This window comes from Bacillus cereus group sp. BfR-BA-01453, from assembly GCF_022662915.1.
Lineage (GTDB): Bacteria > Bacillota > Bacilli > Bacillales > Bacillaceae_G > Bacillus_A > Bacillus_A paranthracis.
Genome location: NZ_JAKUEN010000007.1, coordinates 170,453 through 195,384 on the forward strand (window position 1 = coordinate 170,453; position 24,932 = coordinate 195,384).

Genomic DNA, 24,932 nt, shown 5'->3' on the forward strand with positions numbered 1-24,932 from the left:
CAACCGCGTCTCTATTTTTATCGCGCTATCGTTTATCTTAATTCCAAGATATTTATAGCGTCATTACATACGAATTTCCATTCATTTACAATAATTTTTCTGATTACTCAGTATTTTAATATTTTGAATAGGAAATACATGAATGAAAAAAATTCTTCTGTAATATGCAGAAGAATTTTTTTCATTCACATCTATTCTTTTTTATCACCAATCGCAAATGTAATTTCAGCTTCACATGCAACTTCACCATCTACTGTTGCGATTGCTTTTCCTTTTCCGATTGGACCACGTACACGCGTCATTTCTACTTCTAGACGAAGTTGATCACCTGGACGTACTTGTTTTTTGAAACGACAATTGTCGATACCTGCGAAGAAAGCAAGTCTTCCGCGGTTTTCTTCTTTCTTTAATACAGCAACTGCTCCAACTTGTGCTAATGCTTCTACAATAAGTACACCAGGCATAACTGCGTAGTCAGGAAAGTGCCCGTTAAAGAATTCTTCATTTGCGGATACATTTTTAATTCCAACCGCTCTTTTTCCTTCATCTACTTCTAATATTTTATCAACAAGTAAAAATGGATAGCGGTGAGGAATGATTTCTTTAATTTGTTCTATATTTAGCATATAACAATCGCCCCTTTTGTAATATTGGTCTTACCACTTGGACATATTGTTTATTATCCCATTTTGTTTATTGTTTGTCATTATAAAGTGAAACTTTACTTCCTATTTATAAAAAATGCATACACTCTATTCTCTTAAAATAGTTGCACATCCTTGCAACTGACACGGAGGTAGAAAAGAGTGTATGCCCAGATTAGGGAAAGGCAATATGTATTAACACATGATTTGCCTTAATGTCGTATTCGACTCATTATATTATAAACGTTTTCAAATACGGAAATATTAAATTTAACCATATATATGAATATTTTACCTATATTCTTCGTTTTTCTTTATTTTTCTTCTATTTTCTCAAAAAATCGAAATAAAAAAATAAAAATACAAAAAAAGAACTAAGGTTTACACCTTAGTTCCTCTCATTTTATCGTAAAGCACGCTTTGGTAATCTATCGATATTCTCTAACATAATACCTGTACCAACCGCAACGCAGTGCATTGGGTTTTCAGCAATTAATACTGGTACTTTTAGTTCTTCTGCTAGAAGCATGTCGATACCGTGTAGTAAAGCTCCACCGCCTGTTAGAATGACACCGCGGTCGATGATGTCCGCTGATAGTTCTGGTGGTGTGCGCTCTAGTACGCCTTTTGCAGCTTGTACAATAACAGCCGCATTTTCTTTTAATGCTTCTGTAATTTCTTCTGAGCATACTGTAATTGTACGTGGTAAACCTGTTACCATGTCACGTCCGCGAATTTCAAGTTCTTCGCTACGTGCACCTGGGAATACTGTACCAACTTTAATTTTAATATCTTCTGAAGTACGTTCTCCAATTAATAGCTTATACTTACGTTTAATGTAGTTTAAGATCTCCATATCAAACTTATCGCCAGCCATTTTGATAGAGGAAGAGGTAACAATATCACCCATAGATAGTACAGCGATATCTGTTGTACCTCCACCAATATCAACAACCATGTTACCGCTTGGTTGGAAGATTTCCATACCAGCACCAACTGCGGCTACTTTTGGTTCTTCTTCTAAAAATACTGTTTTACCACCTGAACGTTCAGCAGCCTCACGAATTGCTTTTTGTTCTACTGATGTTATATTTGTTGGACAACAAATTAAAATGCGAGGTTTTGAAAAGAAGCTCTTTACGTCCAATTTGTTAATGAAATACTTTAACATTGCTTCTGTAATTTCGAAATCTGCGATTACACCATCTTTTAGTGGACGAATGGCTACAATATTACCAGGCGTACGTCCCACCATACTTCTTGCTTCTTCACCTACTGCTAATACTTTACCTGTGTTACGATCAATAGCAACAACAGATGGCTCATTTAATACAATACCCTTACCTTTAACATGGATTAATACGTTAGCCGTACCTAGGTCAATTCCGATATCTCGCGCAAACATTCCCGTTTTTTCCTCCTCGATATTCAAAATCAGGTTACACCCGAATTCTTTTACACCTAATTTCTGATTTTATCATAAATTTAACAGAAACGTAATATTCGCAAAAAGAATTCTTCTGAAAAATATTACCGAATTGAAACGGAATGTTTGCGATTGCATATTTATTGACGTACCGGCTTTTCTACATCTTCTTTTCTATACTTTTGTTTTGTTGCTTCTCCGCCTCTTAAATGACGAATAGACTTATGATAATCAAGAATTTCTTTCACTTCATTTGCGAGCTCTGGATTAATTTCTGGTAGACGTTCTGTTAAATCTTTATGGACTGTACTCTTTGATACCCCAAATTCCTTTGCAATGACACGCACTGTCTTTCTTGTCTCCACGATATACTTACCAATCTTGATAGTTCTCTCTTTGATGTAATCGTGCACACCACTCGCCTCCCTAAATTGGATGTGAGAAGGGTGAAATGAGCCTCGCTGCATACGACTTAGAAGTAAGTGTGAGTGCTGTTTGTAAGCGTTAAACATTCTTGGATTTATAATGAAATGATTCACGATTTCTCACCTCAAACACTCTCTTTGCTTTGGTTTATACCATTGTATTGCCCGCACTACTGATATATGCTACATGTTCACTATTTTTGCGGACTAAGTTAAGAAAAATTACTTTTTTTTGTGAGAAATACGTTAACAGTGACTATTTTGGCGAAAAAAATGACACCTTGTATACAAGGCGTCATTCTTCTCGTTCTAACTCTTCTTCTAACAATTGATGGTGGGGAACCTCTTTCTTACCGGCAATGTAATAATATAAAGTAAATAAAACAAACAATAAAATAATAGCAGTCGACAGAACAAACAAAAATGACACAGTATCCCCTCCTTTTTGTAATATATATTCGAGAATCTCGTCATTTTTCCTTGTTATTGCAACTTTTTTCTCGAAATTGAGTATTTTTATATGGAAATAAAAAAATCAGCTCTCCTAGTGAGAACTGATTTTTTCACTTTCTTATTCTTGTGAAGAAGAACTGTTAGATGATTCTGTAGAACCATTTGTTGATTTTTCTTCTTTCTTCGGTTCTTCTTTTTTGTCACTAGTTGAACCGCTAGTTGATTTCTCATCTTTTTGAGACTTGTCTTCTGTTTTACTTTCTGGTTTCGTGCTCGTTGACTTTTCTTCTTTTTGAGATTTGTCATCAGCTTTTTTACCAGAAGCGTTCGTTGCCTTTGCAGCACCTGCATCAGCTTTAATTTCTGCTACTGACTTATTTAAGTAGCGCTCAGGGTTCACAGCCACATTGTCTTTACGTACTTCAAAGTGAACGTGAGAACCTGCTTCTTTATTCATTGCACTTAGACCGGATTTTCCTAATACTTCACCTTGTACAACTCGTGCACCTTTTTCTACTTTTACACTGCCTAAACTTTGATAAGAAGCTGCTACACCATTTCCGCTATCAACTGTTACAACATAACCAAGAAGTGAATCTTTTTCAGCTTTCGTTACTGTACCACTTAAAGCAGCTGTAACATTAAATTCTTTTCCATTCTTCGCAGCAATGTCAATTCCTTTGTTCGGGGAATATGTGTTGTTATAAAAGACAAGTGCTTTTTCTTGTTCCGCCTCAGTTGCTGCATCTTCATAGAACTTCTTCTGTACAACTACTTCCGCATTAGCAGGAGCTGGCATTTTCACTACTTCTGAAGACTTCGTTACTGGTACTGCTGGATCTTCCGTTTGTGTATACGGCGTTGCTTGATCTTGGTTCGGAGTCTTCTTCGGATTAGCTCCTTGGAACCATAGTGCAACCATTAAAATTACCGCTGCACAAGCAATGTATAGTGCCGGAAATACCCATCTTTTTTGAAATAAATGTACTACCTTTTGCGACTTTTTATTATTTCTTCCTCGCATTCCATCATCACCTCAGCAATCATTTTGAACAATATTCACGCATCCTATACAACCTATAACTAATTACTTTTCGACAAAATCTGTAAAAATATGTATAGGAATTGTAAAATTTCCGAGGAAATGATTGAAAAAAGAAAAAACTGAGCGTTTTGGCTCAGTTTTTAGTCCATTTGTTTCTTTTTGTAAACCACCATACAAAGAATAATGGAAAGGACACACCAAATTATAATATTTATTAAATCACCACTAACAGTTGAAAAACCTTTTCCAGCCAGCATCTTTGGCATTGCATCTGCAAGATGTTTCGTTGGAATAAAATTGATTGCCTTTTTCAAAAAATCACTTTTAATAAATTCTCCTAACATCGGAGCTAGAAGAAAAATAATTAGAACTGGCATACCTATTACCGATGTTGATGCCATTGTTTTAGATATTAATCCAATTGCCGTACCTAGCATAAGGAAGAAAAGTATACTAACAAGTAAAAATAGAACGATTAAAACCATATTTCCCTTTAACACACCTAAAATAGCAAAGTTACTAATACAAATTACAAATGTAATAAGAGCCGTTAATGCACTTTTTCCTAGTAATACTTCTAAAGATGATGCTGGTGATAACATCATCACACGTAGCGTATGCTTTTCTTTTTCTTCCGCAATTAAAGACGCTTGAACAAAACTTCCTACCATCGTTAAAGCCATTAAAGTTAACATACTAGCTATTTGATCTTTCGGCCCATCCATCTGTTGATAAACAAAGGAAAATATAATTGGCATTGCTGCCATTAAGAGCATAGATGAATTTGCTTTAATATCTTGTACCTCTTTGCGAAAAATAGCTGAAAATCTTCTCATTGAAAATGTCATTATAATCCCCTCCCAGTAACTTCAATAAAGATATCGCCTAGCGTTGGTTCGTGTGAATGAATGGATAGTAATTCGCCCTTTTTCATCCATTCTGAAATGCGTTTTGCACCTAATTCATCTTTTTGCACCACTTCTTTTTGCTTATCTTTTAATACGACTTGGATTTGGTCTTTTGCATATTGTAAGCGTAGGTTTTCTGGTGTATCAAGTGCTACAATTTCTCCACCGCATAGAAAGGCGATGCGATTACAGAGCGTCTCTGCTTCTTCCATATTGTGCGTCGTTAAGAAAATTGTCGTTCCTTCTTTATTTAAGTCTTTTAAGATTTTATGAATGTTTTGTACGTTAACTGGATCGAGTGCAGATGTTGGTTCGTCTAAGAAGAGGATATCTGGTTTATGAAGGATTGCTCTTGCTAATGTGACGCGCTGCTTCATTCCTTTTGATAGTTTCTTTACTAATGTTTTTTTATCATCTAATAGATTCACTTGCGCTAGTACTTCTTCGATTCGTTCTTTTTTGCAATCGTATAAGTCACAAAATAATAGTAAGTTATCATAAATGCTAAGTCTTTCATATAAGCCACTATTATCTGTTAAAATACCAATTCGTTTGTAATCGATGCTGCTTGGGTCTGTAATATCTTTTCCTAATACTCTTACCGTTCCGACACTATGAAGTAATTGAGAAGTTAATATTTTTACTGTTGTCGTTTTTCCAGATCCACTCGGTCCGAGGAATCCAAAAATTTCTCCTTGCTTCACCTCAATATTTACATTTCGAAGTGCCGTTTTTTCATTGAAACTTTTCATTACATCTTTCATTTCAATTGCTAATGTCATCTCGTCATCCCCTTTATTTTTTCTTTTATAGATGAAAGTCGCTTTAGCGCTTTTCGTTTATTTGTTTCGCTTTTCTTGACTCAATCATATGAAAAACAAAGGGTTTACGCATTAAAATACCGGTAAAAGGAGTATTTTTACCGGTGAATGAATCGTATTTTGGGCTTATTGGAGCACTTTTTATAGCCCAATCACGCTTTTTAATTCATCCATTCGTCCTTTTGAAAGCGGGATTGAACTTTTTCTTTCATCGTCTAAAATTAAGCTGAAACTGTTACGAGTCCAAGTAATCACTTCTCGCACCCTTTGTAAATTCACAAGGTAAGAGCGATGACATCTAAAGAAACCAAAACCTGTTAATCTCGCTTCTAGTTCACTTAATGTTAATGCGCATACGAAATCACCTTCACGAACGTGAATATGTGTTACTCCGTTTTGTGTTTCAATGAAATGGATTTCCATTGGATCTAATAAAATGATTTTATCGTTTACTTTCGCTGGTATTCTTTCTAACTTCATTTGCGGAATCATTTGAACGACTTTTTCTTCATCGACTTCTTCTGCTTCCTCTTGTTCAATTTCTACTTTTTTCACACCATCATTGTTTAATATGTATACATCTTCTGTTAACGAAAGGGCGTCCGATAGGAAAGATGATGTAATAAAAATCGCCTTTCCTTGCTCTTTCATTTTCATAATTGCTTTTCGAATCATAATCGTACTCTCTGTATCTACATTTTGCTCTGGTTCTTCCAAAATGACTAAATCCGGATTATGAATCATCACTCGCCCAATATGAAGACGACGTTTCTCTGAAAATGATAGTTTTTCTATTTTAACGTTTAATTTATCTAAAAGGCCGACATATTGTACAACTTCTTCTATACTCATATTCGATTCATACAGCCCTATTAAAAAATTAAAGTATTCCTTCACCTTCAAACGATCATATGCTTCATCTTTCAAAAAACAAAAGCCGATGCGAGAATAATTTCTCTTTCCAATCGCTTCACCTTCAAATAGCACATTGCCAGTTGAAGCTTCTTCCTCACCAATAATAATGCGGTGTAACACTTTAGCTGTATGGTTATTACATTGCAAAACAACACATTGCCCCTTCTCAACCTCTAGCTCAATTACCGGTAACTGGTTCGTCTTCCCTAACTGTTTCAACCCCAATAACACCATTTCGTCTCCCCCGAATGCTTTTTATCATATTATACCAAACAATTAATGGAAATTTTTGATATTTTATGAAGTGTCATAAAAAAGAAGGACCGCCCCAACATACCTCTTAGGACGGTCCCTTTTACTCTACTTCTTCACCATCAACTTACCTTCATAATCGTTCATCGTCTTTATTTCAACACCTTTATAGTAATGAGCGACGATATCTGTATATTTCTTGCCTTCTGCTGCCATGCCGTTCGCTCCGTATTGGCTCATACCAACGCCGTGGCCGAAGCCTTTCGTCGTAACGATGATTTTATCCCCTTGTTGTTTCCACGTGAAGTCGGAAGAACGTAAGTCTAACTTTTCACGAACTTCCTTTCCTGTTAATGTTTTCCCTTGAAATGCTACATCCTTTACGCGCTTTCCTTCCGTAAGATCTTTAATATTTCCAACTTTTCCGTCTGCTAGCACTTTCACGCCGAGACGTTTTTGAAAGTCAGCTACGGTAAAGGTTTGCTCGCTCGTAAATTTCGGAGAGGCTTGATCCCACGGGCTATCTACACTCTTTAAGTACGGATAATCATTTCCCCAGTAATCGGCTGCATTTTCTGTCCGGCCATTACTCGTTGAGAAGAATGATGCTGAGATTGGCTTTCCGTCATACGTTAAAACTTGTCCTGCGGTTTTCGAAACAGCTTCTTCGATTTTCTTCAAATTATTTTCGTAGTTATTGCCCCATTGTTTTTTCAATTCTTCTTTGCTTTTGTACACTTGATCTTTCACCGTATCTGTCACGTCCGCATTGTTTTTCTTACCTCCGCTTAGCATACGCTGCACGACAAATGTTCTCGCTGCTAATGCCTGCGCCTTTAGCGCCTCTATTTCAAAACTGGCATTCATCTCAGAAGCTACTACACCGGTCACATACTCCTCCATAGGTAATGACTCTACCTTTTTCTGTTTCTCGCGATATACAGCAACTTGAACCGCTGTATCCACTTTCCCTGGAGCTGGTATACTTTCTATCGCTGGAGGAGTTTTAGAAGCTGCTTTTTCCTCTACTTTTGCTTTCGCAAACGGAATCACAAGAACAGCAGGTACAATGATAACGAGCGCTATGAGAAGCGCTACTGTAATAAAAAGTGGCTTTGAAAATTTCATCTTATTTCCCCCAATATGAAAAAGCTTTACTCCATTCATTCTTATGGAACAACTCTTTCTTTTAGAACATACTTAAGGGGAACCATATAAAACAAAAATTTTCTAAATATTTTTACTGGTACGTGCATAAGTATAGAATTTCTTGACTATAACAGTAATAAGCCCAAAAAAATAGCCTCTATGTCAAAAGACATAGAGACTATTTCAATTAAGCGTGAAGATCAGAAACTTCTTGTTCTTTCACTTCTTCTACTTTTTCGTTTACACGTTCAATAGTTGCACCTAATGCAGCTAATTTCTTATGGAAGTTTACATAGCCACGGTCAAGATGTTTTAACTCAGTTACACGAGTGTAACCTTCTGATACTAAGCCAGCTAAGATTAATGCAGCTGCAGCACGTAAATCAGTTGCTGCTACTTCAGCACCTTGTAAGCTGTTTGGACCGTTCATAATAACAGAACGACCTTCGATTTTAATATCAGCATTCATACGACGGAATTCTTCAACGTGCATAAAGCGGTTTTCAAATACCGTTTCTGTAATCATACTTGTTCCATCAGCTTGTAGTAATAATGCCATCATTTGTGATTGCATGTCTGTTGGGAAACCTGGGTGAGGCATAGTTTTAATATCAACCGCTTTTAACTTATCTGGGCCGATAACACGTACACCTTCATTTTCCTCAATAATTTTAACACCCATTTCTTCCATCTTCGCTGTAATTGAGCGTAAATGTTCAGGCACAGCATTTTCAATTAAGATGTCTCCACCAGTAATTGCCGCTGCAACCATGAATGTTCCCGCTTCAATACGGTCAGGAATAATAGAGTGGTTTGCACCATATAATTTATCAACGCCTTCGATACGAATCGTTCCAGTTCCAGCTCCGCGTACTTTCGCTCCCATCGCATTTAAGAAGTTAGCTAAGTCAACGATTTCTGGTTCTTTCGCTGCGTTTTCAAGGATTGTTGTCCCTTTTGCTAATGTAGCTGCAGACATAATGTTTTCTGTCGCGCCCACGCTTGGGAAGTCTAAATAAATTTTAGCTCCTTTTAGTTCTCCCTCAACGTATGCCTCAACAAAACCGTTACCAACCTGTACTTTTGCTCCCATTGCTTCGAAGCCTTTTAAATGTTGGTCAATTGGACGTGAACCAATTGCACATCCACCAGGAAGTGCAATACGAGCACGACCGTTACGTGCTAATAAAGGTCCCATTACTTGAACAGATGCACGCATTTTACGTACATATTCAAATGGTGCTTCAATGTTTAGCTCTTTAGAAGCATCGATTGTTACTTGGTTATTTTCAAATACGACTTCAGCATTTAAATGACGTAATACCTCATTAATTGTGTATACATCAGACAAAACTGGTACTTCAGATAGTACATTCTTTCCATCACTCGCTAATAGGGCTGCAGCGATTATAGGTAATACAGCATTTTTTGCGCCCTCAACACGCACTGTGCCGTTTAACCGCTTTCCGCCACGGACGATGATCTTTTCCAAATTATTCCCCTCCGTGTCCTTTTTTCAGTATCTATTCACTCAATACTCAGAAGTTATGATCGGTGTGCCAACCACAATTGTATCTTTGTTGTCTGTAGAACGTATTGCTATTTGCACATTTATTTTCTCTCTATTTGTTGAAAGAGCGTCATCCCACTTTTTATTGTATGCGGAGACTGACACAAATGCTCTTTCTTCTATCTGTTCGATCGCTCTTGCTGAAAGATCTTTCAAAACCTGATTGGTTTTATTTTGCAAAACACCTTCAATCTTATCATTCAGTACACCTTGAACACAAGTGTAAATTATAGGTTTTTCACTAAAAATTTTATTCGTTTTCTGAATATACTTCGGGTCCCATTTTGCCCCGCTTACTTCAAAGATAATGAAAGTGTTTTCTTTAGTATTTTCCTTACTCCAAGTTACTACTACTCGTTCTTCATAGGAAGAAAATTTTTTATAGGATGTAGCTTTATATCCATCTGGAGATTGCTCTAATTCCCACTTTTGAATATTCGCCTTATCCTTCACATCGTTTAACAACTTTTGAAACGTATGTATATTAGAAATTGTTTTTGTTTCTCGTGCTAACCATGACCATTTCTCTACTTTAGCATCATTTTTCTCTACAGCTGCGATCATGTTCTCCATCTTCTGTTCATCGCTTATCGGTTTCATCTCTCTATATCCAACCAAAAATAAAACAACACTAAGTGCAACAATAAGAATGGCTTTAAGCTTCAATTTCATCCCCTCCTATCCCCATTGTTAACGGAGATTTGAGGTTCTATACACTTACTTTACTAAATACGTTAAACTCTTTGAATAGCCTAAATAATCAAGGAAAAAGTTACTTACAGATGTCCCAATTGCAATTGTAATTAAGATGAGTAATACTCTCGTCTGCATCACCTTTCCAGGCTTCATTAAACGCTCAATGTGAATACCTTGTAAGGCCCACCACGTAATGGTAATAAACAATAAATGCGAAACGATGGCAATCAGTGCTTGTTGCCCTAAAAGATGTGCCAAAAAACCGACTCCTTTTTACCCAGCTACTACTTACGAAATACTATAAAAACGATACCATAATAAGTAGGAGCCACACTTTTTCAAATACAAATAAGCATCTTACATTTTACATCGTAATTTTCTCTTTAAAAGCGTATACTTATATGCATTTTCAATCGTAGTTCACACAAAATAAAAAGCGCAGAGTAACGACTCCACACCTTTTATTTTCACTATTGTACCACGTTCCCTAAGAAGAAGAAATCTTTCATTAATGGAAAATATTCATAAAAGAAATTGTACCCAACCATCGGCATAATCCCTAGTATTACAATTGAAATTGCGCAAAGGCTCATCACAACCTTTATATTGAGTGGCAAACGAATTTTCTCTTCTACTTCTCCTGTACGGAAAAACATTTGCTGTAAAATACGGAAATAATATACGAATGAAATGACTGTCGTCCCCATCATAATAGAAGCTAGTACGTAATGAGCTGGCTCTACATGAAGGGCCCCTAAAAAGATGTTAATTTTCCCAATGAAACCAGCTGTTCCTGGTATCCCCGCTAGCGATAAAATAAAAATCGTCATCACGATCGCTGTAAATGGCGACCTTTTATATAATCCAGTGAAAATGGTCATATTTTCTTTGTCGCTTTGTAAGATTAAGCCGTGGATAATTGCAAACGCGCCTATATTCATAAGCATATATGCAAGCATGTAAAACCACATGCTATCCATCGTAAATGGCGATAATGCTACAAGCGGTACGAGTAAATATCCTGCATGCGCGATGCCTGAATAAGCAAATAAGCGTTTTACGTTATATTGCTTTAATGCGACTACATTTCCAATAATCATCGTAATACTAGCTAGCACAGCGATGTATATGCTCATACGTCCGTATAAAGATTGCATGTCTCCTTGCACCGATACACTTGCAAAAACCATGAGGAACAGACGGATAATGAGTAAGAACCCAGCAATTTTAGAAATCGTTCCAAGAAAAGCAGTAACAGGTGTAGCCGCTCCCTCATACACATCAGGCGCCCACATATGAAACGGCACTGTAGCAATTTTGAATGAGAGCCCAACGAGTAATAGTAGAAATGCAAGAGCTAGCAATAATTGAATGCCACCAGCCAGTTCCCCAGCAAATACCTTTTGTATATCCACAATATTAGTTGATCCTGTAATGCCGTATAAATAACTCATTCCAAAGAGCGTAATTGCCGTTCCAATTCCTCCATTAATGACATATTTCATTGCTGCCTCATTTGATGCACGGTTCTTTCTTCGTATTCCTACTAAAATGTAGGAAGAAAGTGAAAGCAATTCTAAACCGACGAAAAGTGTAATGAAATCAACGCTAGAAGCCATAAACATCGCCCCAAGAAGCGCCATTAAAAATAAGTAATAATATTCTCCCTTATCTTCAATTGGATTTTTCTTATCATCGCTCATTGCGATACATAAAATGAGGGCCGCCCCGCCTAACAACAACGTTTTAAATCCTTTTGAAAATCCATCTAACACAAATGATCCATTTAAAATATCTCCTGCTGGTTCGCTATATAGCGTAATTAGTGACACGATTGCTAATACGACCGCCGCGATTGCACCAAGTGCTACGTATCTATGGTTCAGCTTAAAAAACAAATCACATATGGAAAGAAGGATGGCAGCCCCGAGAATAATAAATTCTGGCACCATGAGATGCCACGATAAGCTAAGTAACGTATTCATATCCATCCTACTTCACCCCCAATGTTTTCAACGTATTTTGAAGCGGATCCCCTAGTATTTCTGGCATTACGCCAATTGCAATAATGCAGAAGATAAGTAGCAATATAGGAACATACTCCCAACCGTGTATATCTGCTTTCGTTTCCCACTCTTTCTTACCAAATGTTACTTGAAGTGTTGCTCTTAATACGTATACAGCGGTTAAAATGATGCCAAGTACTCCGGCCGCAGCAATAACTGGCTCTCCTTGGAATAAACCGAGAAAGGCAAGAAATTCGCTAACAAATCCGGACATCCCCGGCAATCCAAGCGATGCCATTCCTCCCGCTAAGAAGAATCCGCTAAGTACCGGTACACTTTTTGCAAGTCCGCCAAGTGCTGTAATATCCGACGTTCCAAAGCGCTGTTCTATAACACCAAGTAAAAAAAAGAGTAAAGCTGCAATTAAACCGTGCGAAACAACTTGGAATAGAGCGCCTTGTGTACCTGGTGCATTTAACGCCCCAAGGCCCATTAATACAATACCCATATGTGAAATACTAGAGTAAGCAAGCACCTTCCGGAAGTCCGTTTGAATGAGCGCCAAGAAGGCTCCGTACAATAAATTGATGACTCCTAAAATCGCAATGAGCGTTGCAACCTCGCGAAAGTATTCCGGGAATAGTCCCTGTCCGAAGCGGATTATACCGTATGCTCCAATCTTCAGTAAAACACCTGCATGAAGCATAACAACAGCCGGATGTGCTTCAATATGTACATTGACCATCCAGCGATGTAACGGGAAAACGGGTAGTTTAATCGCAAAAGCGATCATTATGCTAAGAAACAAGCCGAACTGTAAGCTACTTGAGACAGCCATTCCTCCGCCAGTACCTACACTCGTTAATATTTCTTTAAGCTCTGTAATATTGGTTGTACCTGTTTTCGCAAATAAAACCGAGAAAACGATAAGCAAAATAGCGGAGCCAATACCGTTATATATTAAATAACTATAAGCAGCCTTTTCACTCGACAATTTCCCCCACTTCCCAATTAATAAAAACATTGGTGGCAATGTAATTTCAAAGAAGACAAAGAACAACATTAAATTTTGAGCAGCGAAGACACCGAGCATCCCTATTTCTAACGTGAGTAATAGCATATAAAATGCTTTCAAATTCCTTTTAATCGTAAATGCTGCAATTGCTGCAAGCATCGCTAGAAGGGCCGTCAGTACCATCATAACGAGCGATAAACCATCAATACCAAGCTCGTAATAAATGGAAAACCAACTTTTATCCACCGCTGCAAAATCCCCAAATTTAATCCATTTCACTTTTTCATCAAATAGAGACAAACTCTTTCCGGAAGCATATGTACAAGCGAGGACGATAGCCATTCCGAATGGAAGCACCGTTCCAAATAAACCGAGCGCTCGCACTGTACGCGATTCTTTTTTCGGTGTTAATGTAAGTAAGAGAATTCCTAAAAGCGGGGAAAAAATGAAGAACGTTAATAACAAATCATTCATCGTAAATCCCCTCCCGTATAGAGCAAAATAATGAAGAGTACTGCAAGTGAAACAGCTGTTACAGTCCCATACACTTGTACATTTCCGTTTTGGAGTCTAGAGCCAATTGCACTTATCCCTTTCACTAAACTCCCTATTAAAACAGCAATTCCTTCAACTACATACACTTCAAATAGGCGAAGCACATGAGCGATTCCTTTCGTAATAGGAAGCACCGTCATATTGTATAGTTCATCCACATAATATTTTTCTTTCAAAAGTTTATAAAGAGGCGAGTCCTCACCACCAGCCCAATCTCTAGCAATAGATTTCTTGCCATATATGACATATGCAAGAGCAATCCCTGTCAAAGAAACGAGCGTCGCAACAATCATAATCCAAACTGGTCCGTGCACCTCTCGCACTTTAAACGCTACATCTTTCGTAAGCCAATCTCCGAGAAACGTTCCAAACCACGGTGTATTTATATAGCCTGCCACGACTGCGAGAACGCCAAGGACAATCATCGGATACGTCATGATGCGGGGCGATTCATGCACATCTTCCTTCGTCTTCGCTTCCCCCGTAAAGACAAGAAAGTATAGGCGGAACATGTAGAATGCTGTTAAAAACGCTGCAATTACTGCTAATATGAATAAAACGTAATTGCCGTTCATCCAAGCCGCTGCTAAAATTTCATCTTTACTAAAGAAGCCAGAAAGGAGTGGCACACCACTAATTGCAAGTGTACCGATTAAAAATAGTGCACCTGTTACTTTCATCTTCTTCTGTAAACCGCCCATTTTATTAATATTTTGCGTATGCACTGCATGAATGACACTTCCTGCTGCCAAAAATAGTAGCGCTTTAAAAAAGGCATGTGTCGTTAAATGGAACACACCTGCTACATAACCAGCAGATCCTAGTGCAAGCATCATATACCCGAGCTGGCTAACTGTAGAATAAGCAAGTACTCTCTTTATATCCGTTTGTACAAGACCGATGGAAGCTGCAAAGATTGCAGTGAAGGCTCCCACAATTGCTACCGTCTGCATCGCCACCGCACTTGCTGAAAATAACGGAAACATCGTTGCCACTAAATATACGCCAGCTGCTACCATCGTCGCCGCATGAATAAGTGCCGAAACAGGCGTCGGCCCTTCCATCGCATCCGGTAACCACGTATGAAGCGGGAACTGACCTGATTTCCCCATTGCACCAATAAAAATTAATATCGCTGTTATTGTAATCATCGTAGGGGTAAGATCCCCAGTATGAATCGCTCTAAAAATTGCGTCATATTCAAAACTACCTGCATGCCAGAAAATTAAGATCATCCCAATAAATAAACCGACATCGCCAATACGTGTCATAATAAAAGCTTTTTTCGCAGCAGCCTTCGCTTCTTCTTTAAAGAAATAAAAACCGATGAGTAAGAACGAACCAAGGCCGACTAACTCCCAAAATATATAAAGCTGTAATAAATTCGGTGATATAACAAGCCCGAGCATCGCAAATGTAAAGAGCCCTAAATAAGCATAAAAGGTTGGTAATCTTTCCTCACCTTTCATATAACCTTTCGAATACACGTGTACAAGTAAACTCACAAGGGTAACGATAAACAGCATTAAAGCCCCTAATGCTGTCACTTCAAAGCCAAATGATATATCAATATCTCCAGCTCTAAGCCATACCCACTTATGCTTCACTGGTACTGTCGTAAATCTTTCTATTAATACAAGTACCGCAAATATAAAGGAGAGAAAGACGAAGAAAATACTAAGTACACTGCTTCCTTCTCTAATTTTCTTCCCGAATATAATTAATAACAAAAACGAAACAAGCGGGAAAAGCGGTATGAGCCATGCATAATCGATCATTGTTTCCTTCCCCCTTTTCGGTCACAATGTTATCCTTTAAGCGTATCCATTTCATCTACATGAACTGTCGTACGATTACGATATAAAGCAATTAAAATGGCGAGTCCTACCGCCGCCTCCGCTGCTGCTACGGCCATCGTAAACAGAGAGAAAATTTGCCCTGTTAAATTTGGGAACAAACCTAATTTACTAAACGCTACTAAATTTAAATTGGCTGCGTTCAGCATTAATTCAATACAAACTAATACAATCACCGTATTTCGCTTCGTTAAAGCTCCAAACAAACCGATGCAAAATAAAATAATCGCAAGTGTTAAATACGCAGAAGCAGGAACGCTACTCATTGGAATCCTCCTCTTTCTCATCCTTCTTCGCAAGAATAATTGCGCCAACAAGTGCTACAAGTAAAATAACTGAGGTTAGCTCAAATGGAATAATATATTTTGAATAGAGAAGTGTACCGATTTGAAGTGTGTTTTTTTCATGGAGAGGTAAACTTCCTTGTGTGCTTTCATTTGCAAAATCAATATTGTTAACAGCGAAATACATAACTGCCCCAAATGCTACAACCGCAAAGAAGATAATCCATTTTCGAAGAGTAAGACGTGATTCATTTTCTGCATTATGTTTCGTTAACATAATTCCAAAAATCATAATAATGGTGATCGCACCCGAGTAAAGTAAAATTTGTGCAACCCCAATAAATTCAGCTGATAAAAGAAAGTACAAACCTGCAATGCTGAGAAATGTCAGAACGAGAGCTAGCATCATATGCATGACTTTCGTTACATTCAACATAAGAATGCCGCCGATAATTGCAGACAAGGATAGTATGAAGAATGCTATAAACTCGCCATTCATGCTTTATTCTCCTTCCTGACGTTTTCGTCGTTTTCATCGAGCCACTGCAAATTTTTAAATAAGTCATCCCGTGAATATTCCGCGAGTTCAAAGTTATTTGTCATAACGATCGCTTCTGTCGGACAAACTTCTGTACATAAATCACAAAGAATACAAATTTCAAAATTAATATCGTACGTGTCGATAATTTTTCCTTTTTTCGTAGGATCCGGATGTTTTTTCCCCGTTAACTGAATACAGTCTGTCGGACAAATATTGGAGCACTGGTTACAAACGATACACTTTTCTGGATAAAATTTTTGAATCCCTCGAAACCGGTCTGGCAATGGCAACGGTTGATTCGGATAATCATACGTCACTTTCTTTTTACTCAAATTGCTTAATGTATATTTTAGTCCTTTAAATAGTCCTTTCATCTCTTACTGGCACCCCCCTCATAGATTAGAAGAATAACTCCTTAATCAATGCCGTTAAGAAAATATTTGCAAGTGCAATTGGCAATAATACTTTCCAGCCAAACTCCATTAACTGGTCACCTCTTATACGTGGAAACGTAACGCGGAACCAAATTAATAGAAAGACTACACTGCTAAACTTTAAAGCAAACCATACGGCACCTGGGATGAATCCAAGGAACATAACTGGATTCCATCCGCCTAAAAAGAGCACAGTAATTAAAGATGCCATCCCGAAGAAATATACGTACTCTGAAAGCATGAAAAACGCCCAGCGAAACCCTGAGTATTCCGTATGATATCCAGAAACAAGCTCCGACTCAGCTTCTGGTAAATCAAACGGCGTCCTATTTAACTCTGCTACCGCCGCGATTAAAAATACGACGAAACCGATTGGTTGCACGAAAATGTACCAAACATTTTCCTGCGCTGCTACGATTTCATTTAAATTTAGGCTACCAGCTAACAAAACGATCCCAATTACACTCATTACGAGCGGAATTTCATAAGAAATCATTTGCGCCGCCGCACGCATCCCCCCTAAAAGGGAATATTTATTATTCGATGCCCATCCTCCGGTTACGACGCCAATCGTCGTAATGCCAGAAACAGCAATGTAATACAGTAAGCCTACGCCAATATCTGCGAACTGAAATTTATCAGTAAACGGGATGACTGCAAGCACCATAAATGCTGGTGCGAATGCAATGACAGGTGCTAATATAAACAACGGTTTATCTGCCGCCTTCGGAATACTATCTTCTTTCAATAATAGTTTTAAAACATCGGCTACCGTTTGCAACAGACCAAATCGGCCCCCGACTTGGTTTGGCCCAATCCGCCCTTGCATAAAACCCATCACTTTCCGTTCTGCCAAAATACCATATGTAACGAAGCCAAGGACTGCAAATAATAGCAGCACCGCTAATCCGAAAAAAATGAAGAAATTCGCCCAGCTAGAAGGTGATTGTAAGAGCGTTTCAATCATTAGCCATCAACCTCCCCAAGTACAATATCCACTCCGCCTAAAATCGTAATTAAATTGGCGATGTTTTCACCTTTCAATAACTTCGGTAAAATTTGCAAATTGTAAAAAGACGGTCTGCGAAACTTCAAGCGGTATGGCTCTTTCTTTCCGTCACTAGCAATATAGCAACCAATCTCTCCTCGCGGCGACTCTATACGGACGAATGCTTCCCCTTTAGGAACCTTAATAATCTTCGGTACTTTCGCAAGTACTGCTCCTTCTTTCGGGAATTGCTGGACAGCTTGCTCGACAATTTTTAACGACTCCTCAATTTCCTTCATGCGGCAAACGTAGCGATCCCAAGCATCTCCCACGCTCCCAACAGGAATATCGAAATCAAAACGGTCGTAAATGGAGTACGGTTCATCCTTGCGAAGATCCCAATTTACTCCGGTGCACCGCAAATTCGCTCCGCTTAAAGAATACGAAATTGCATCTTCTTCGCTATATATGCCAACGCCTTTTACACGATTTAAGAAAATCTCATTGCCACTAACGAGATCATGGTAACCCGCCAATTGCTCTCTCATATACGGAACAAATTCTTCCACTTTTTCAATCCAACCGTCCGGCGCATCCCACTTTACACCGCCGACTCTCATATAGTTAAAAGTAAGCCGGGCACCGCATAATTCGTTTAATAAATTAATAATCATCTCTCGCTCACGGAACGCGTATAAAAACGGGCTGACCGCTCCTATATCGAGAAGATTTGTCCCCCACCAAACGAGATGACTCGCAATCCTTCCAAGTTCCATTGCAAGTACTCGCAAGTATTCAGCTCGCTCTGGGATTTCAAGCCCCATCATCGTCTCTACAGCGTGGCAAATGACGTAATTATTCGTCATAGCCGATAAATAGTCCATCCGATCTGTATAAGGGATAATTTGCGTATACTGTAAGCTCTCTGCGATCTTTTCGGTCCCGCGATGCAAATATCCAATAACCGGTGTAGCTTCTTTAATAATTTCCCCGTCAATTTTAATAACAAGCCTGAACACACCGTGTGTACTCGGATGCTGAGGACCTACATTCAAAAGCATTTCTTCCGTACGGATCATTTAGCTACACCTCCACATCATACGGTTCATAATCTTTTCTAAGCGGATGTCCTATCCAATCATCGGGCATTAAAATACGCGATAAATTCGGATGTCCCTTAAATACAATGCCGAGCAAATCATACGCTTCCCGCTCTGGCCAGTCTGCCCCTTTCCAAAGCGCTGTCACCGATTCTACTTGCGGCGCTTCCCTATCCAGCTTCACCTTTACCGCTACTGACTGTTTCTTTCCATATGAAAATAAATGAACATACACTTCCATATGTGTCACAAAATCCGTCGCATGTAACTCTGACATATAATCAAATGCAAGTGCCTCATGGGATCGCAGTAACTCCATTACTTCATAATATTTTGATGGCTCCACTACAAGAGTTGGTACATCTTTGGAAAGTTTATTAATGTAGCAATCTACTAAAGCATTCTCTCCTACTTTTCCCTTAATAACTTCAACATACTGATTTAAATACGGTTGATTCACGGATGGCTCTTCCTGCTTCGCTTCCTCTTCCTTCTTATCTTCAGCACCCTTCGTCTTCGCCCTTGCAGCCGCTGCCGCTTTTGCCTTCGCTGCTGCAATTGCCTTCGCCTTTTCATCTCCCGAATCCCCATCACCTTGCGAAGCTTTCTGCTTTGCTAGCGCCGCTGCTTTTGCCTTTGCAGCCGCCACGGCCTTCGCTTTCGCCTTGGCCTTTTCTTCTTCTGTTACTTCTTCCATTCCTTCTCTTTTTTGCTTCGCTAACGCCGCCGCTTTCGCTTTTGCGGCTGCTGCTGCCTTCGCCTTTGCTTTGGCCTTTTCCTCTTCCGGCACTTCTTCCATTCCTTCTCTTTTTTGCTTCGCTAACGCCGCCGCTTTCGCTTTTGCGGCTGCTGCTGCCTTCGCCTTTGCTTTGGCCCTTTCTTCTTCTGTTACTTCTTCCATTCCTTCTCTTTTTTGTTTTGCTAACGCCGCCGCTTTCGCTTTTGCAGCCGCTGCTGCCTTCGCCTTTGCTTTGGCCTTTTCTTCTTCCGTTACCTCTTCTGTTTCTTCCCTTTTTTGCTTCGCTAACGCCGCTGCTTTTGCTTTTGCGGCTGCTGCTGCACGACGTTTCGCTTCTTCCACAGTCATACCATCATTTTTTGGTAGCGCTTTCTCTTTTTCTCGATTTTCTTCTTCAAGTTTACTTATTTCTACATCATGTTTCGCAACGAGACGCTTTCTCGCCTCTTCTTTCGCACGCCTAGCCGCTTCTCTTTTCAAATCCTCTAAATCTTTGTTTGGATCGCTCATTTATTCGTCACCTGCTTCCCAGTCTTTGCCTCGTAACGAATTTTTTCTTTTAATTTATTAATGCCATAAATTAAAGCAGCGGGATTTGGTGGGCAACCAGGGATATACACGTCAACTGGTACAATTTGATCTACACCTTTTACAACAGCATATGAATTTACATACGGGCCCCCTGCTGTCGCACAAGATCCCATTGCAATAACCCATTTTGGTTCAGGCATTTGATCATATAAGCGCCGAACAATAGGAGCCATCTTCTTCGTTACCGTTCCCGATACAATCATAACGTCCGATTGCCTTGGTGAAGTCCGAAAAAATGACCCAAATCGATCTAAATCATAATGTGATGAACCTACTCCCATCATTTCAATTGCGCAACATGCCAGTCCGAATGTCATTGGCCATAAAGAATTACTTCGCGCCCATCCCTTCAACTGTTCCAATGTAGAAAAAAAGATATTTCGTTCTAATTCCGCTCGCTCATTTGGATGTAATTCCTCAAAATTTATAACCATTGTAACACCTTCTTTTTCCAAGCATACGCTAACCCAACTAGCAACATTACAACAAAGATGAGCATTTCAATCAATGCAAATAAACCGAGCTTGTCATATGCAACAGCCCATGGATATAAAAATAAAGTTTCTACATCAAAGATGACAAACAATAAAGCAAAAATATAGTAACGAGCATGAAACCGAATATTTGCATCATGAAAAGGCTCAATCCCACTCTCATACGTCGTCGCTTTCGCTGCACTTGGTTTATTTGGGCGCAGCATCCTTCCTAATGTAAGAGCCACTACCGGAAGCAATATGCCTAATAGCAAGAAAATCAAAACGATCATATAACTATTTTCATATACACTTGCCATTGTGAAACCCTCCCCCCTAAATTAAGAACAAGTTCACTTAGTAAACAATATGTCCTAGTTGCAGCAATTATTATTTTTAAATTTTTCTAAATAATGAAACTATTTTAATCATTATAGCAAACTTCAAATTCCTATGTCGATATGTTGGGGACAGAAACGAGAATTATTAAAATCTATTTTTATAACTGGCTATACCTGTGCAAAATAAGTATAGAAACTATAAAAAATAAAAAGAGGAATTTATATGTATATACCGTGGGTGAGATAAATGAAAAAACAAACACATGTAAGCATTCTTATAAGCATTATATTGTTATCTATAATGATTCATTACGTGACAATGCCTTTTCTATATGAATACTCATTTCCTTTTCAAATATTAATTGGTATGAGTACATTATTCATTGATATTATCGCTTGTAGTTATATACTTTATTTTTCAAACTTGAAAGAAGGGTTACCTCGTTTATTTTGGACCATTTTATGTGTTGGAACCCTCTCTTATTTTATTGGTGATATCGTAGTTGCCTATCAACGTTTAATTTTAAAGGACTACTATACATTCGTTGATCCGTCTGATTTTTTTTATCTACTTTTTTTAATTAGCTTTGCATTTGCCTTTCTGTATGAAATCATTTATAACCGAGATTTATTAGAAAAGCTTTTTATGATATGTGATATTTGCATTATTGTTACAGCACAGTTCACTTTAAGTTACTACTTACTTATTGAACGAACCATTCACGTTTCTTCAACATCCTATATCGACATATTTGTTCAACTTACCTATCCAATGACCGATTTACTCTTTTTTCTCATAGGAATTAACCTTTTATTCAAACCACTTTCCTTATTACCGAAAAAAGTTGGCGCGCTCCTTGGTAGTGCTTTAATTTTGTATGCGACTACAGATGCGATTTATGCTTATATCAAATACTTCACACCCGAATATTCTATGTTTACAATTACTCCTCTCTATCAAGTAACTTTAGTGCTAGTAGCAATCGCCTGTATTCTTCATACAAAAGAACCTGAAAGACAAGAACAAGTGCTATTAACACCTAAACTTGGGGAATCGATCAGATTATCATTACCTTATATTTCTGTCGTAATGCTTATTGTTTTCATATTAGTCGAATATGTTTTCGCGCCTATTGTAGTAATTGGGCTTATGATAACTTTCTCCTTCGTTCTCATACGCCATAGTTTAGTTCGAAAACAAAATAAAATATTATTATTAGCCCAAATGCAATTCAACTCAGAACTCGAAAAACAAATTGAACTGCGTACAGAAGATTTAGTAGAACAAAAAAATGAACTATATCATAACCAACAAATGTTTAAATCTTTATACGAGCATCATCCAGATCCAATCTTCACATTAGATTTATACGGTAATTTTCTTAAAGTGAATAACGCTGGTACGACTTTACTCGGTTATCAAACGAATGAATTATTAAATCAGCCTTACTATTCACTTACGTATGAAGAAGATTTGGAAGAAATCATTAATGCCTTTCATCGCGTAAAAAAGGGGAAATCTATTTCTTTAGAAATACGGGCATATCATAAAAATAGAGATATTTACTACTTGCATGTGACAGCTGTTCCTATCTTTTTAAAGGATCATATTTCTGGAGTGTATTTAATGATTAAAGATATTACGGAAAGCAAACAACAACAAGAACAAATTAACTTTCTAGCATATCATGATACACTAACAGAGCTTGCAAATCGACGTGCATTTCATCAATATGTAGAACAAGCAATTGCGCGATCCAAAATATCAAAAATGCCTTTTGCTGTTATGTTTCTTGACCTAGATCGCTTTAAAGTTATTAACGATACCCTCGGTCATAGGGTAGGAGACCTTCTATTAATTGCAGTAGCAAAAAGACTCGAAAGTATAGCGACACCAAATATGAAGCTTGCCCGATTAGCTGGAGATGAGTTTACAATCCTTATCGAAAATTATAAAAAGAGGCTAGATGTAAAAAAAATAGCTGATACAATTGTAGCAGCCATGAACGAACCATTCGAAATTGAAAATCAACATTTACAAATCTCACCGAGCATCGGGATAGCAATATACCCTGAAGCAGGTGAAGATCCATTATCGATTTTACAGCATGCTGATATGGCCATGTACGAAGCAAAAAATAAAGGAAAAAATGGTAGCTCTCTGTACACGAAAGAATTGTATAAAAAAATGGAACGGAAAGCTCGAATTGAAAAAGATTTACCACTCGCTTTAGTAAACGAAGAATTTTATCTCGTCTATCAACCACAAATTGATATTACGAAGAAAAAGATCATTGGTGCCGAAGCATTGCTACGCTGGAAACATCCACTCCTTGGTGACATTCCGCCATGTGAGTTCATTCCAATTGTAGAGGAGACTCCTCAAGTCATTCCACTTGGTCATTGGGTATTAAATGAATCTTGTCGTCAGCTAAAAATATGGCATACTTTTGGCTACAAAGATTTAAAAATAAGTGTTAACTTATCAGCTAAAGAGTTCCAGCAAAATAATTTAATCGAGAACATTTCACAAATAATAACAGACGTTAAAGTCGATCCAAAAGATGTAACACTTGAATTAACAGAACGAATTGCAATGATCGATGAAAAGGAAACGTTATCCAAGCTAAAACAATTAAAGGAATATGGTATTCAAACGTCCATTGATGACTTCGGAACCGGCTATTCTTCTCTTGCTTATTTATCCATTTTCCCTATTGATACATTAAAAGTACCGAGAGAATTTACACAACTCGCCGATCATCGCCCTGAAGAAAGGGCCATCGTTTCCACTATCCTTTCTCTTGCAAATACGTTAAACCTATCTGTCGTTGCTGAAGGAATTGAAACAGAAAAACAACTTAAGTTTCTACAAAAGAACAACTGTAAATATATGCAAGGTTACTATTTCAGTAAACCACTTACTAGTCATCAATTTATAAAATTTCTACAAAAAACCCCCAGTATGAATCAATAACTCATACTGGGGAGGTTATAAAACGAATCATCCATGTGGGATGCCCCACTTTATAGTGTCGGAATTGTTTTCTCGTAATATTCCTCGGCAATCTCTTCATAAAAGGCTGCTGACGTCGTGTAAAAATATGGAATTAGCCATAAGAATCCAATCCCGAGTGTAATACAACTTAATATAAACCAACCAATAAAGCTCAAACATAAAATGAAATACTCCATCTTATGCCCATCCATCATACGACGGCTTTCTGTAATCGCTTGATTTATAGAATACTCAGGGTGATCATTTATTATAAAGTACGTCATCGCATAAGAAAATGATTTAATAATGCCTGGAATAATAAATAGTAAGAACCATAAGAAAAGATAAATGTTCACTACTATATATAATAAAAATGACTTTATAAACTTACTTCCCTCTGTAAACCATCTGAATATATGCCCAATACGTGCCTCTTTTTCACGAATAATATGCAGCGCTAAACAATAACCACCTAACGTTAGTGGACCTACCATAAAAGTTGTAATAATATCTACTATCGTTGAGTTTTTCGTATCTTCCCAACTAAAAACTTGTGTAAATGAAAAATCAATAATAAAGTTAAAAGCCATTATTAGAACAGAAATAAGTAGTGTAGCCCCAACAGCTAATCCCCATTTCCCTTCTAATGAATCCAGTGCTTCTCCTTTTAAATCACTAATCATCTTTAGCCTCACCTCCTATACACA

Annotated in this window: 25 protein-coding genes; 1 reads left to right on the plus strand and 24 read right to left on the minus strand. The window is 38.0% G+C overall.

Annotation, left to right across the window (positions count from 1 at the left end):
* Positions 1-191: 191 nt before the first annotated feature.
* The 23 genes from fabZ to nuoA all read right to left on the minus strand — a co-directional run bounded on the left by fabZ (position 192) and on the right by nuoA (position 21,206).
* Positions 192-626 carry a 3-hydroxyacyl-ACP dehydratase FabZ gene (gene fabZ / locus MR070_RS16225; RefSeq protein WP_000931959.1) on the minus strand — a complete coding sequence of 145 codons (435 nt, stop codon included), beginning with the start codon at positions 624-626 and terminating at the stop codon, positions 192-194.
* A 421-nt stretch (positions 627-1,047) separates the two neighbouring features.
* Positions 1,048-2,049 carry a rod shape-determining protein gene (gene mreB / locus MR070_RS16230; RefSeq protein ID WP_000457987.1) on the minus strand — a complete coding sequence of 334 codons (1,002 nt, stop codon included), beginning with the start codon at positions 2,047-2,049 and terminating at the stop codon, positions 1,048-1,050.
* 161 nt (positions 2,050-2,210) lie between these two features.
* Positions 2,211-2,483, minus strand: a complete 273-nt coding sequence (gene spoIIID, locus MR070_RS16235) for a sporulation transcriptional regulator SpoIIID (protein WP_000544012.1) — start codon at positions 2,481-2,483, stop codon at positions 2,211-2,213.
* A 307-nt stretch (positions 2,484-2,790) separates the two neighbouring features.
* Entirely contained in the window at positions 2,791-2,925 is a 135-nt protein-coding gene (locus tag MR070_RS16240) for a hypothetical protein (protein ID WP_000008903.1), read from the minus strand.
* A gap of 141 nt (positions 2,926-3,066) precedes the next feature.
* Entirely contained in the window at positions 3,067-3,972 is a 906-nt protein-coding gene (locus MR070_RS16245) for a stage II sporulation protein SpoIIQ (protein WP_001214939.1), read from the minus strand.
* 161 nt (positions 3,973-4,133) lie between these two features.
* The gene (locus MR070_RS16250) at positions 4,134-4,841 is read right to left on the minus strand and encodes an ABC transporter permease (RefSeq protein ID WP_070807217.1); all 708 of its coding nucleotides are present in this window, start codon (positions 4,839-4,841) and stop codon (positions 4,134-4,136) included.
* Positions 4,841-5,683: an ABC transporter ATP-binding protein gene (locus tag MR070_RS16255; protein WP_070807218.1), complete on the minus strand. Its 843-nt coding sequence runs from the start codon at positions 5,681-5,683 to the stop codon at positions 4,841-4,843. The genes MR070_RS16250 and MR070_RS16255 overlap by 1 nt, the downstream gene beginning before the upstream one ends.
* 180 nt (positions 5,684-5,863) lie before the next feature.
* A complete protein-coding gene (locus MR070_RS16260; protein WP_070807219.1) occupies positions 5,864-6,871 on the minus strand; it encodes a LytTR family transcriptional regulator DNA-binding domain-containing protein in 1,008 nt (335 codons plus the stop codon).
* A gap of 126 nt (positions 6,872-6,997) precedes the next feature.
* Positions 6,998-8,017, minus strand: a complete 1,020-nt coding sequence (spoIID, locus tag MR070_RS16265; protein ID WP_070807220.1) for a stage II sporulation protein D — start codon at positions 8,015-8,017, stop codon at positions 6,998-7,000.
* A 208-nt stretch (positions 8,018-8,225) separates the two neighbouring features.
* Positions 8,226-9,530: a UDP-N-acetylglucosamine 1-carboxyvinyltransferase gene (gene murA, locus MR070_RS16270; RefSeq protein WP_000411263.1), complete on the minus strand. Its 1,305-nt coding sequence runs from the start codon at positions 9,528-9,530 to the stop codon at positions 8,226-8,228.
* Between the two features lie 39 nt (positions 9,531-9,569).
* The gene (locus tag MR070_RS16275; RefSeq protein WP_000767902.1) at positions 9,570-10,274 is read right to left on the minus strand and encodes a YwmB family TATA-box binding protein; all 705 of its coding nucleotides are present in this window, start codon (positions 10,272-10,274) and stop codon (positions 9,570-9,572) included.
* Positions 10,275-10,325: 51 nt separating this feature from the next.
* Entirely contained in the window at positions 10,326-10,562 is a 237-nt protein-coding gene (locus MR070_RS16280) for a DUF1146 family protein (RefSeq protein WP_000940742.1), read from the minus strand.
* A 212-nt stretch (positions 10,563-10,774) separates the two neighbouring features.
* Complete coding sequence (nuoN, locus tag MR070_RS16285) at positions 10,775-12,289, minus strand: NADH-quinone oxidoreductase subunit NuoN (protein ID WP_396021598.1); 1,515 nt, start codon at positions 12,287-12,289, stop codon at positions 10,775-10,777.
* Positions 12,290-12,296: 7 nt separating this feature from the next.
* On the minus strand, positions 12,297-13,799 hold the full coding sequence (locus MR070_RS16290) for an NADH-quinone oxidoreductase subunit M (protein WP_242261633.1): 1,503 nt from the start codon (positions 13,797-13,799) through the stop codon (positions 12,297-12,299).
* Positions 13,796-15,658 (minus strand): NADH-quinone oxidoreductase subunit L, encoded by a 1,863-nt coding sequence (gene nuoL / locus MR070_RS16295; protein ID WP_242261634.1) that lies wholly within the window; start codon positions 15,656-15,658, stop codon positions 13,796-13,798. The genes MR070_RS16290 and nuoL overlap by 4 nt, the downstream gene beginning before the upstream one ends.
* 29 nt (positions 15,659-15,687) lie before the next feature.
* Positions 15,688-16,002 carry an NADH-quinone oxidoreductase subunit NuoK gene (gene nuoK / locus MR070_RS16300; protein WP_000100078.1) on the minus strand — a complete coding sequence of 105 codons (315 nt, stop codon included), beginning with the start codon at positions 16,000-16,002 and terminating at the stop codon, positions 15,688-15,690.
* Positions 15,995-16,519 (minus strand): NADH-quinone oxidoreductase subunit J, encoded by a 525-nt coding sequence (locus MR070_RS16305; protein WP_001012800.1) that lies wholly within the window; start codon positions 16,517-16,519, stop codon positions 15,995-15,997. Before MR070_RS16305 ends, nuoK begins: the two co-directional genes overlap by 8 nt.
* Complete coding sequence (gene nuoI / locus MR070_RS16310; protein ID WP_000677191.1) at positions 16,516-16,935, minus strand: NADH-quinone oxidoreductase subunit NuoI; 420 nt, start codon at positions 16,933-16,935, stop codon at positions 16,516-16,518. The genes MR070_RS16305 and nuoI overlap by 4 nt, the downstream gene beginning before the upstream one ends.
* 25 nt (positions 16,936-16,960) lie before the next feature.
* Positions 16,961-17,962 (minus strand): NADH-quinone oxidoreductase subunit NuoH, encoded by a 1,002-nt coding sequence (nuoH, locus tag MR070_RS16315; RefSeq protein WP_000573418.1) that lies wholly within the window; start codon positions 17,960-17,962, stop codon positions 16,961-16,963.
* Positions 17,962-19,062: an NADH-quinone oxidoreductase subunit NuoD gene (gene nuoD, locus MR070_RS16320; protein ID WP_197225832.1), complete on the minus strand. Its 1,101-nt coding sequence runs from the start codon at positions 19,060-19,062 to the stop codon at positions 17,962-17,964. The genes nuoH and nuoD overlap by 1 nt, the downstream gene beginning before the upstream one ends.
* Before the next feature lie 4 nt (positions 19,063-19,066).
* Complete coding sequence (locus tag MR070_RS16325; protein ID WP_242261635.1) at positions 19,067-20,332, minus strand: NADH-quinone oxidoreductase subunit C; 1,266 nt, start codon at positions 20,330-20,332, stop codon at positions 19,067-19,069.
* Positions 20,329-20,847 carry an NADH-quinone oxidoreductase subunit NuoB gene (gene nuoB, locus MR070_RS16330; protein ID WP_000236331.1) on the minus strand — a complete coding sequence of 173 codons (519 nt, stop codon included), beginning with the start codon at positions 20,845-20,847 and terminating at the stop codon, positions 20,329-20,331. Before nuoB ends, MR070_RS16325 begins: the two co-directional genes overlap by 4 nt.
* Positions 20,838-21,206, minus strand: coding sequence for an NADH-quinone oxidoreductase subunit NuoA (nuoA, locus tag MR070_RS16335; protein WP_000179273.1), 369 nt, complete (start codon positions 21,204-21,206; stop codon positions 20,838-20,840). The genes nuoB and nuoA overlap by 10 nt, the downstream gene beginning before the upstream one ends.
* A 268-nt stretch (positions 21,207-21,474) precedes the next feature.
* On the opposite strand from nuoA, the gene MR070_RS16340 reads away from it, so the two are divergent.
* Positions 21,475-24,204: a putative bifunctional diguanylate cyclase/phosphodiesterase gene (locus MR070_RS16340; RefSeq protein WP_242261636.1), complete on the plus strand. Its 2,730-nt coding sequence runs from the start codon at positions 21,475-21,477 to the stop codon at positions 24,202-24,204.
* 50 nt (positions 24,205-24,254) lie between these two features.
* Here MR070_RS16340 and MR070_RS16345 read toward each other — a convergent pair whose 3' ends face one another.
* Positions 24,255-24,908 (minus strand): DUF975 family protein, encoded by a 654-nt coding sequence (locus tag MR070_RS16345; RefSeq protein WP_242261637.1) that lies wholly within the window; start codon positions 24,906-24,908, stop codon positions 24,255-24,257.
* Between the last annotated feature and the right edge of the window lie 24 nt (positions 24,909-24,932).

Excerpts from the sequence above, each read along its gene's own strand:
- fabZ (WP_000931959.1), bottom strand. The coding sequence starts at position 626 with ATGCTAAATATAGAACAAATTAAAGAAATCATTCCTCACCGCTATCCA.
- mreB (WP_000457987.1), bottom strand. The coding sequence starts at position 2,049 with ATGTTTGCGCGAGATATCGGAATTGACCTAGGTACGGCTAACGTATTA.
- MR070_RS16245 (WP_001214939.1), bottom strand. The coding sequence starts at position 3,972 with ATGCGAGGAAGAAATAATAAAAAGTCGCAAAAGGTAGTACATTTATTT.
- MR070_RS16250 (WP_070807217.1), bottom strand. The coding sequence starts at position 4,841 with ATGACATTTTCAATGAGAAGATTTTCAGCTATTTTTCGCAAAGAGGTA.
- MR070_RS16255 (WP_070807218.1), bottom strand. The coding sequence starts at position 5,683 with ATGACATTAGCAATTGAAATGAAAGATGTAATGAAAAGTTTCAATGAA.
- MR070_RS16260 (WP_070807219.1), bottom strand. The coding sequence starts at position 6,871 with ATGGTGTTATTGGGGTTGAAACAGTTAGGGAAGACGAACCAGTTACCG.
- spoIID (WP_070807220.1), bottom strand. The coding sequence starts at position 8,017 with ATGAAATTTTCAAAGCCACTTTTTATTACAGTAGCGCTTCTCATAGCG.
- nuoN (WP_396021598.1), bottom strand. The coding sequence starts at position 12,289 with ATGAATACGTTACTTAGCTTATCGTGGCATCTCATGGTGCCAGAATTT.
- MR070_RS16290 (WP_242261633.1), bottom strand. The coding sequence starts at position 13,799 with ATGAATGATTTGTTATTAACGTTCTTCATTTTTTCCCCGCTTTTAGGA.
- nuoL (WP_242261634.1), bottom strand. The coding sequence starts at position 15,658 with ATGATCGATTATGCATGGCTCATACCGCTTTTCCCGCTTGTTTCGTTT.
- nuoK (WP_000100078.1), bottom strand. The coding sequence starts at position 16,002 with ATGAGTAGCGTTCCTGCTTCTGCGTATTTAACACTTGCGATTATTTTA.
- MR070_RS16305 (WP_001012800.1), bottom strand. The coding sequence starts at position 16,519 with ATGAATGGCGAGTTTATAGCATTCTTCATACTATCCTTGTCTGCAATT.
- nuoI (WP_000677191.1), bottom strand. The coding sequence starts at position 16,935 with ATGAAAGGACTATTTAAAGGACTAAAATATACATTAAGCAATTTGAGT.
- nuoH (WP_000573418.1), bottom strand. The coding sequence starts at position 17,962 with ATGATTGAAACGCTCTTACAATCACCTTCTAGCTGGGCGAATTTCTTC.
- nuoD (WP_197225832.1), bottom strand. The coding sequence starts at position 19,062 with ATGATCCGTACGGAAGAAATGCTTTTGAATGTAGGTCCTCAGCATCCG.
- MR070_RS16325 (WP_242261635.1), bottom strand. The coding sequence starts at position 20,332 with ATGAGCGATCCAAACAAAGATTTAGAGGATTTGAAAAGAGAAGCGGCT.
- nuoB (WP_000236331.1), bottom strand. The coding sequence starts at position 20,847 with ATGGTTATAAATTTTGAGGAATTACATCCAAATGAGCGAGCGGAATTA.
- nuoA (WP_000179273.1), bottom strand. The coding sequence starts at position 21,206 with ATGGCAAGTGTATATGAAAATAGTTATATGATCGTTTTGATTTTCTTG.
- MR070_RS16340 (WP_242261636.1), top strand. The coding sequence starts at position 21,475 with ATGAAAAAACAAACACATGTAAGCATTCTTATAAGCATTATATTGTTA.
- MR070_RS16345 (WP_242261637.1), bottom strand. The coding sequence starts at position 24,908 with ATGATTAGTGATTTAAAAGGAGAAGCACTGGATTCATTAGAAGGGAAA.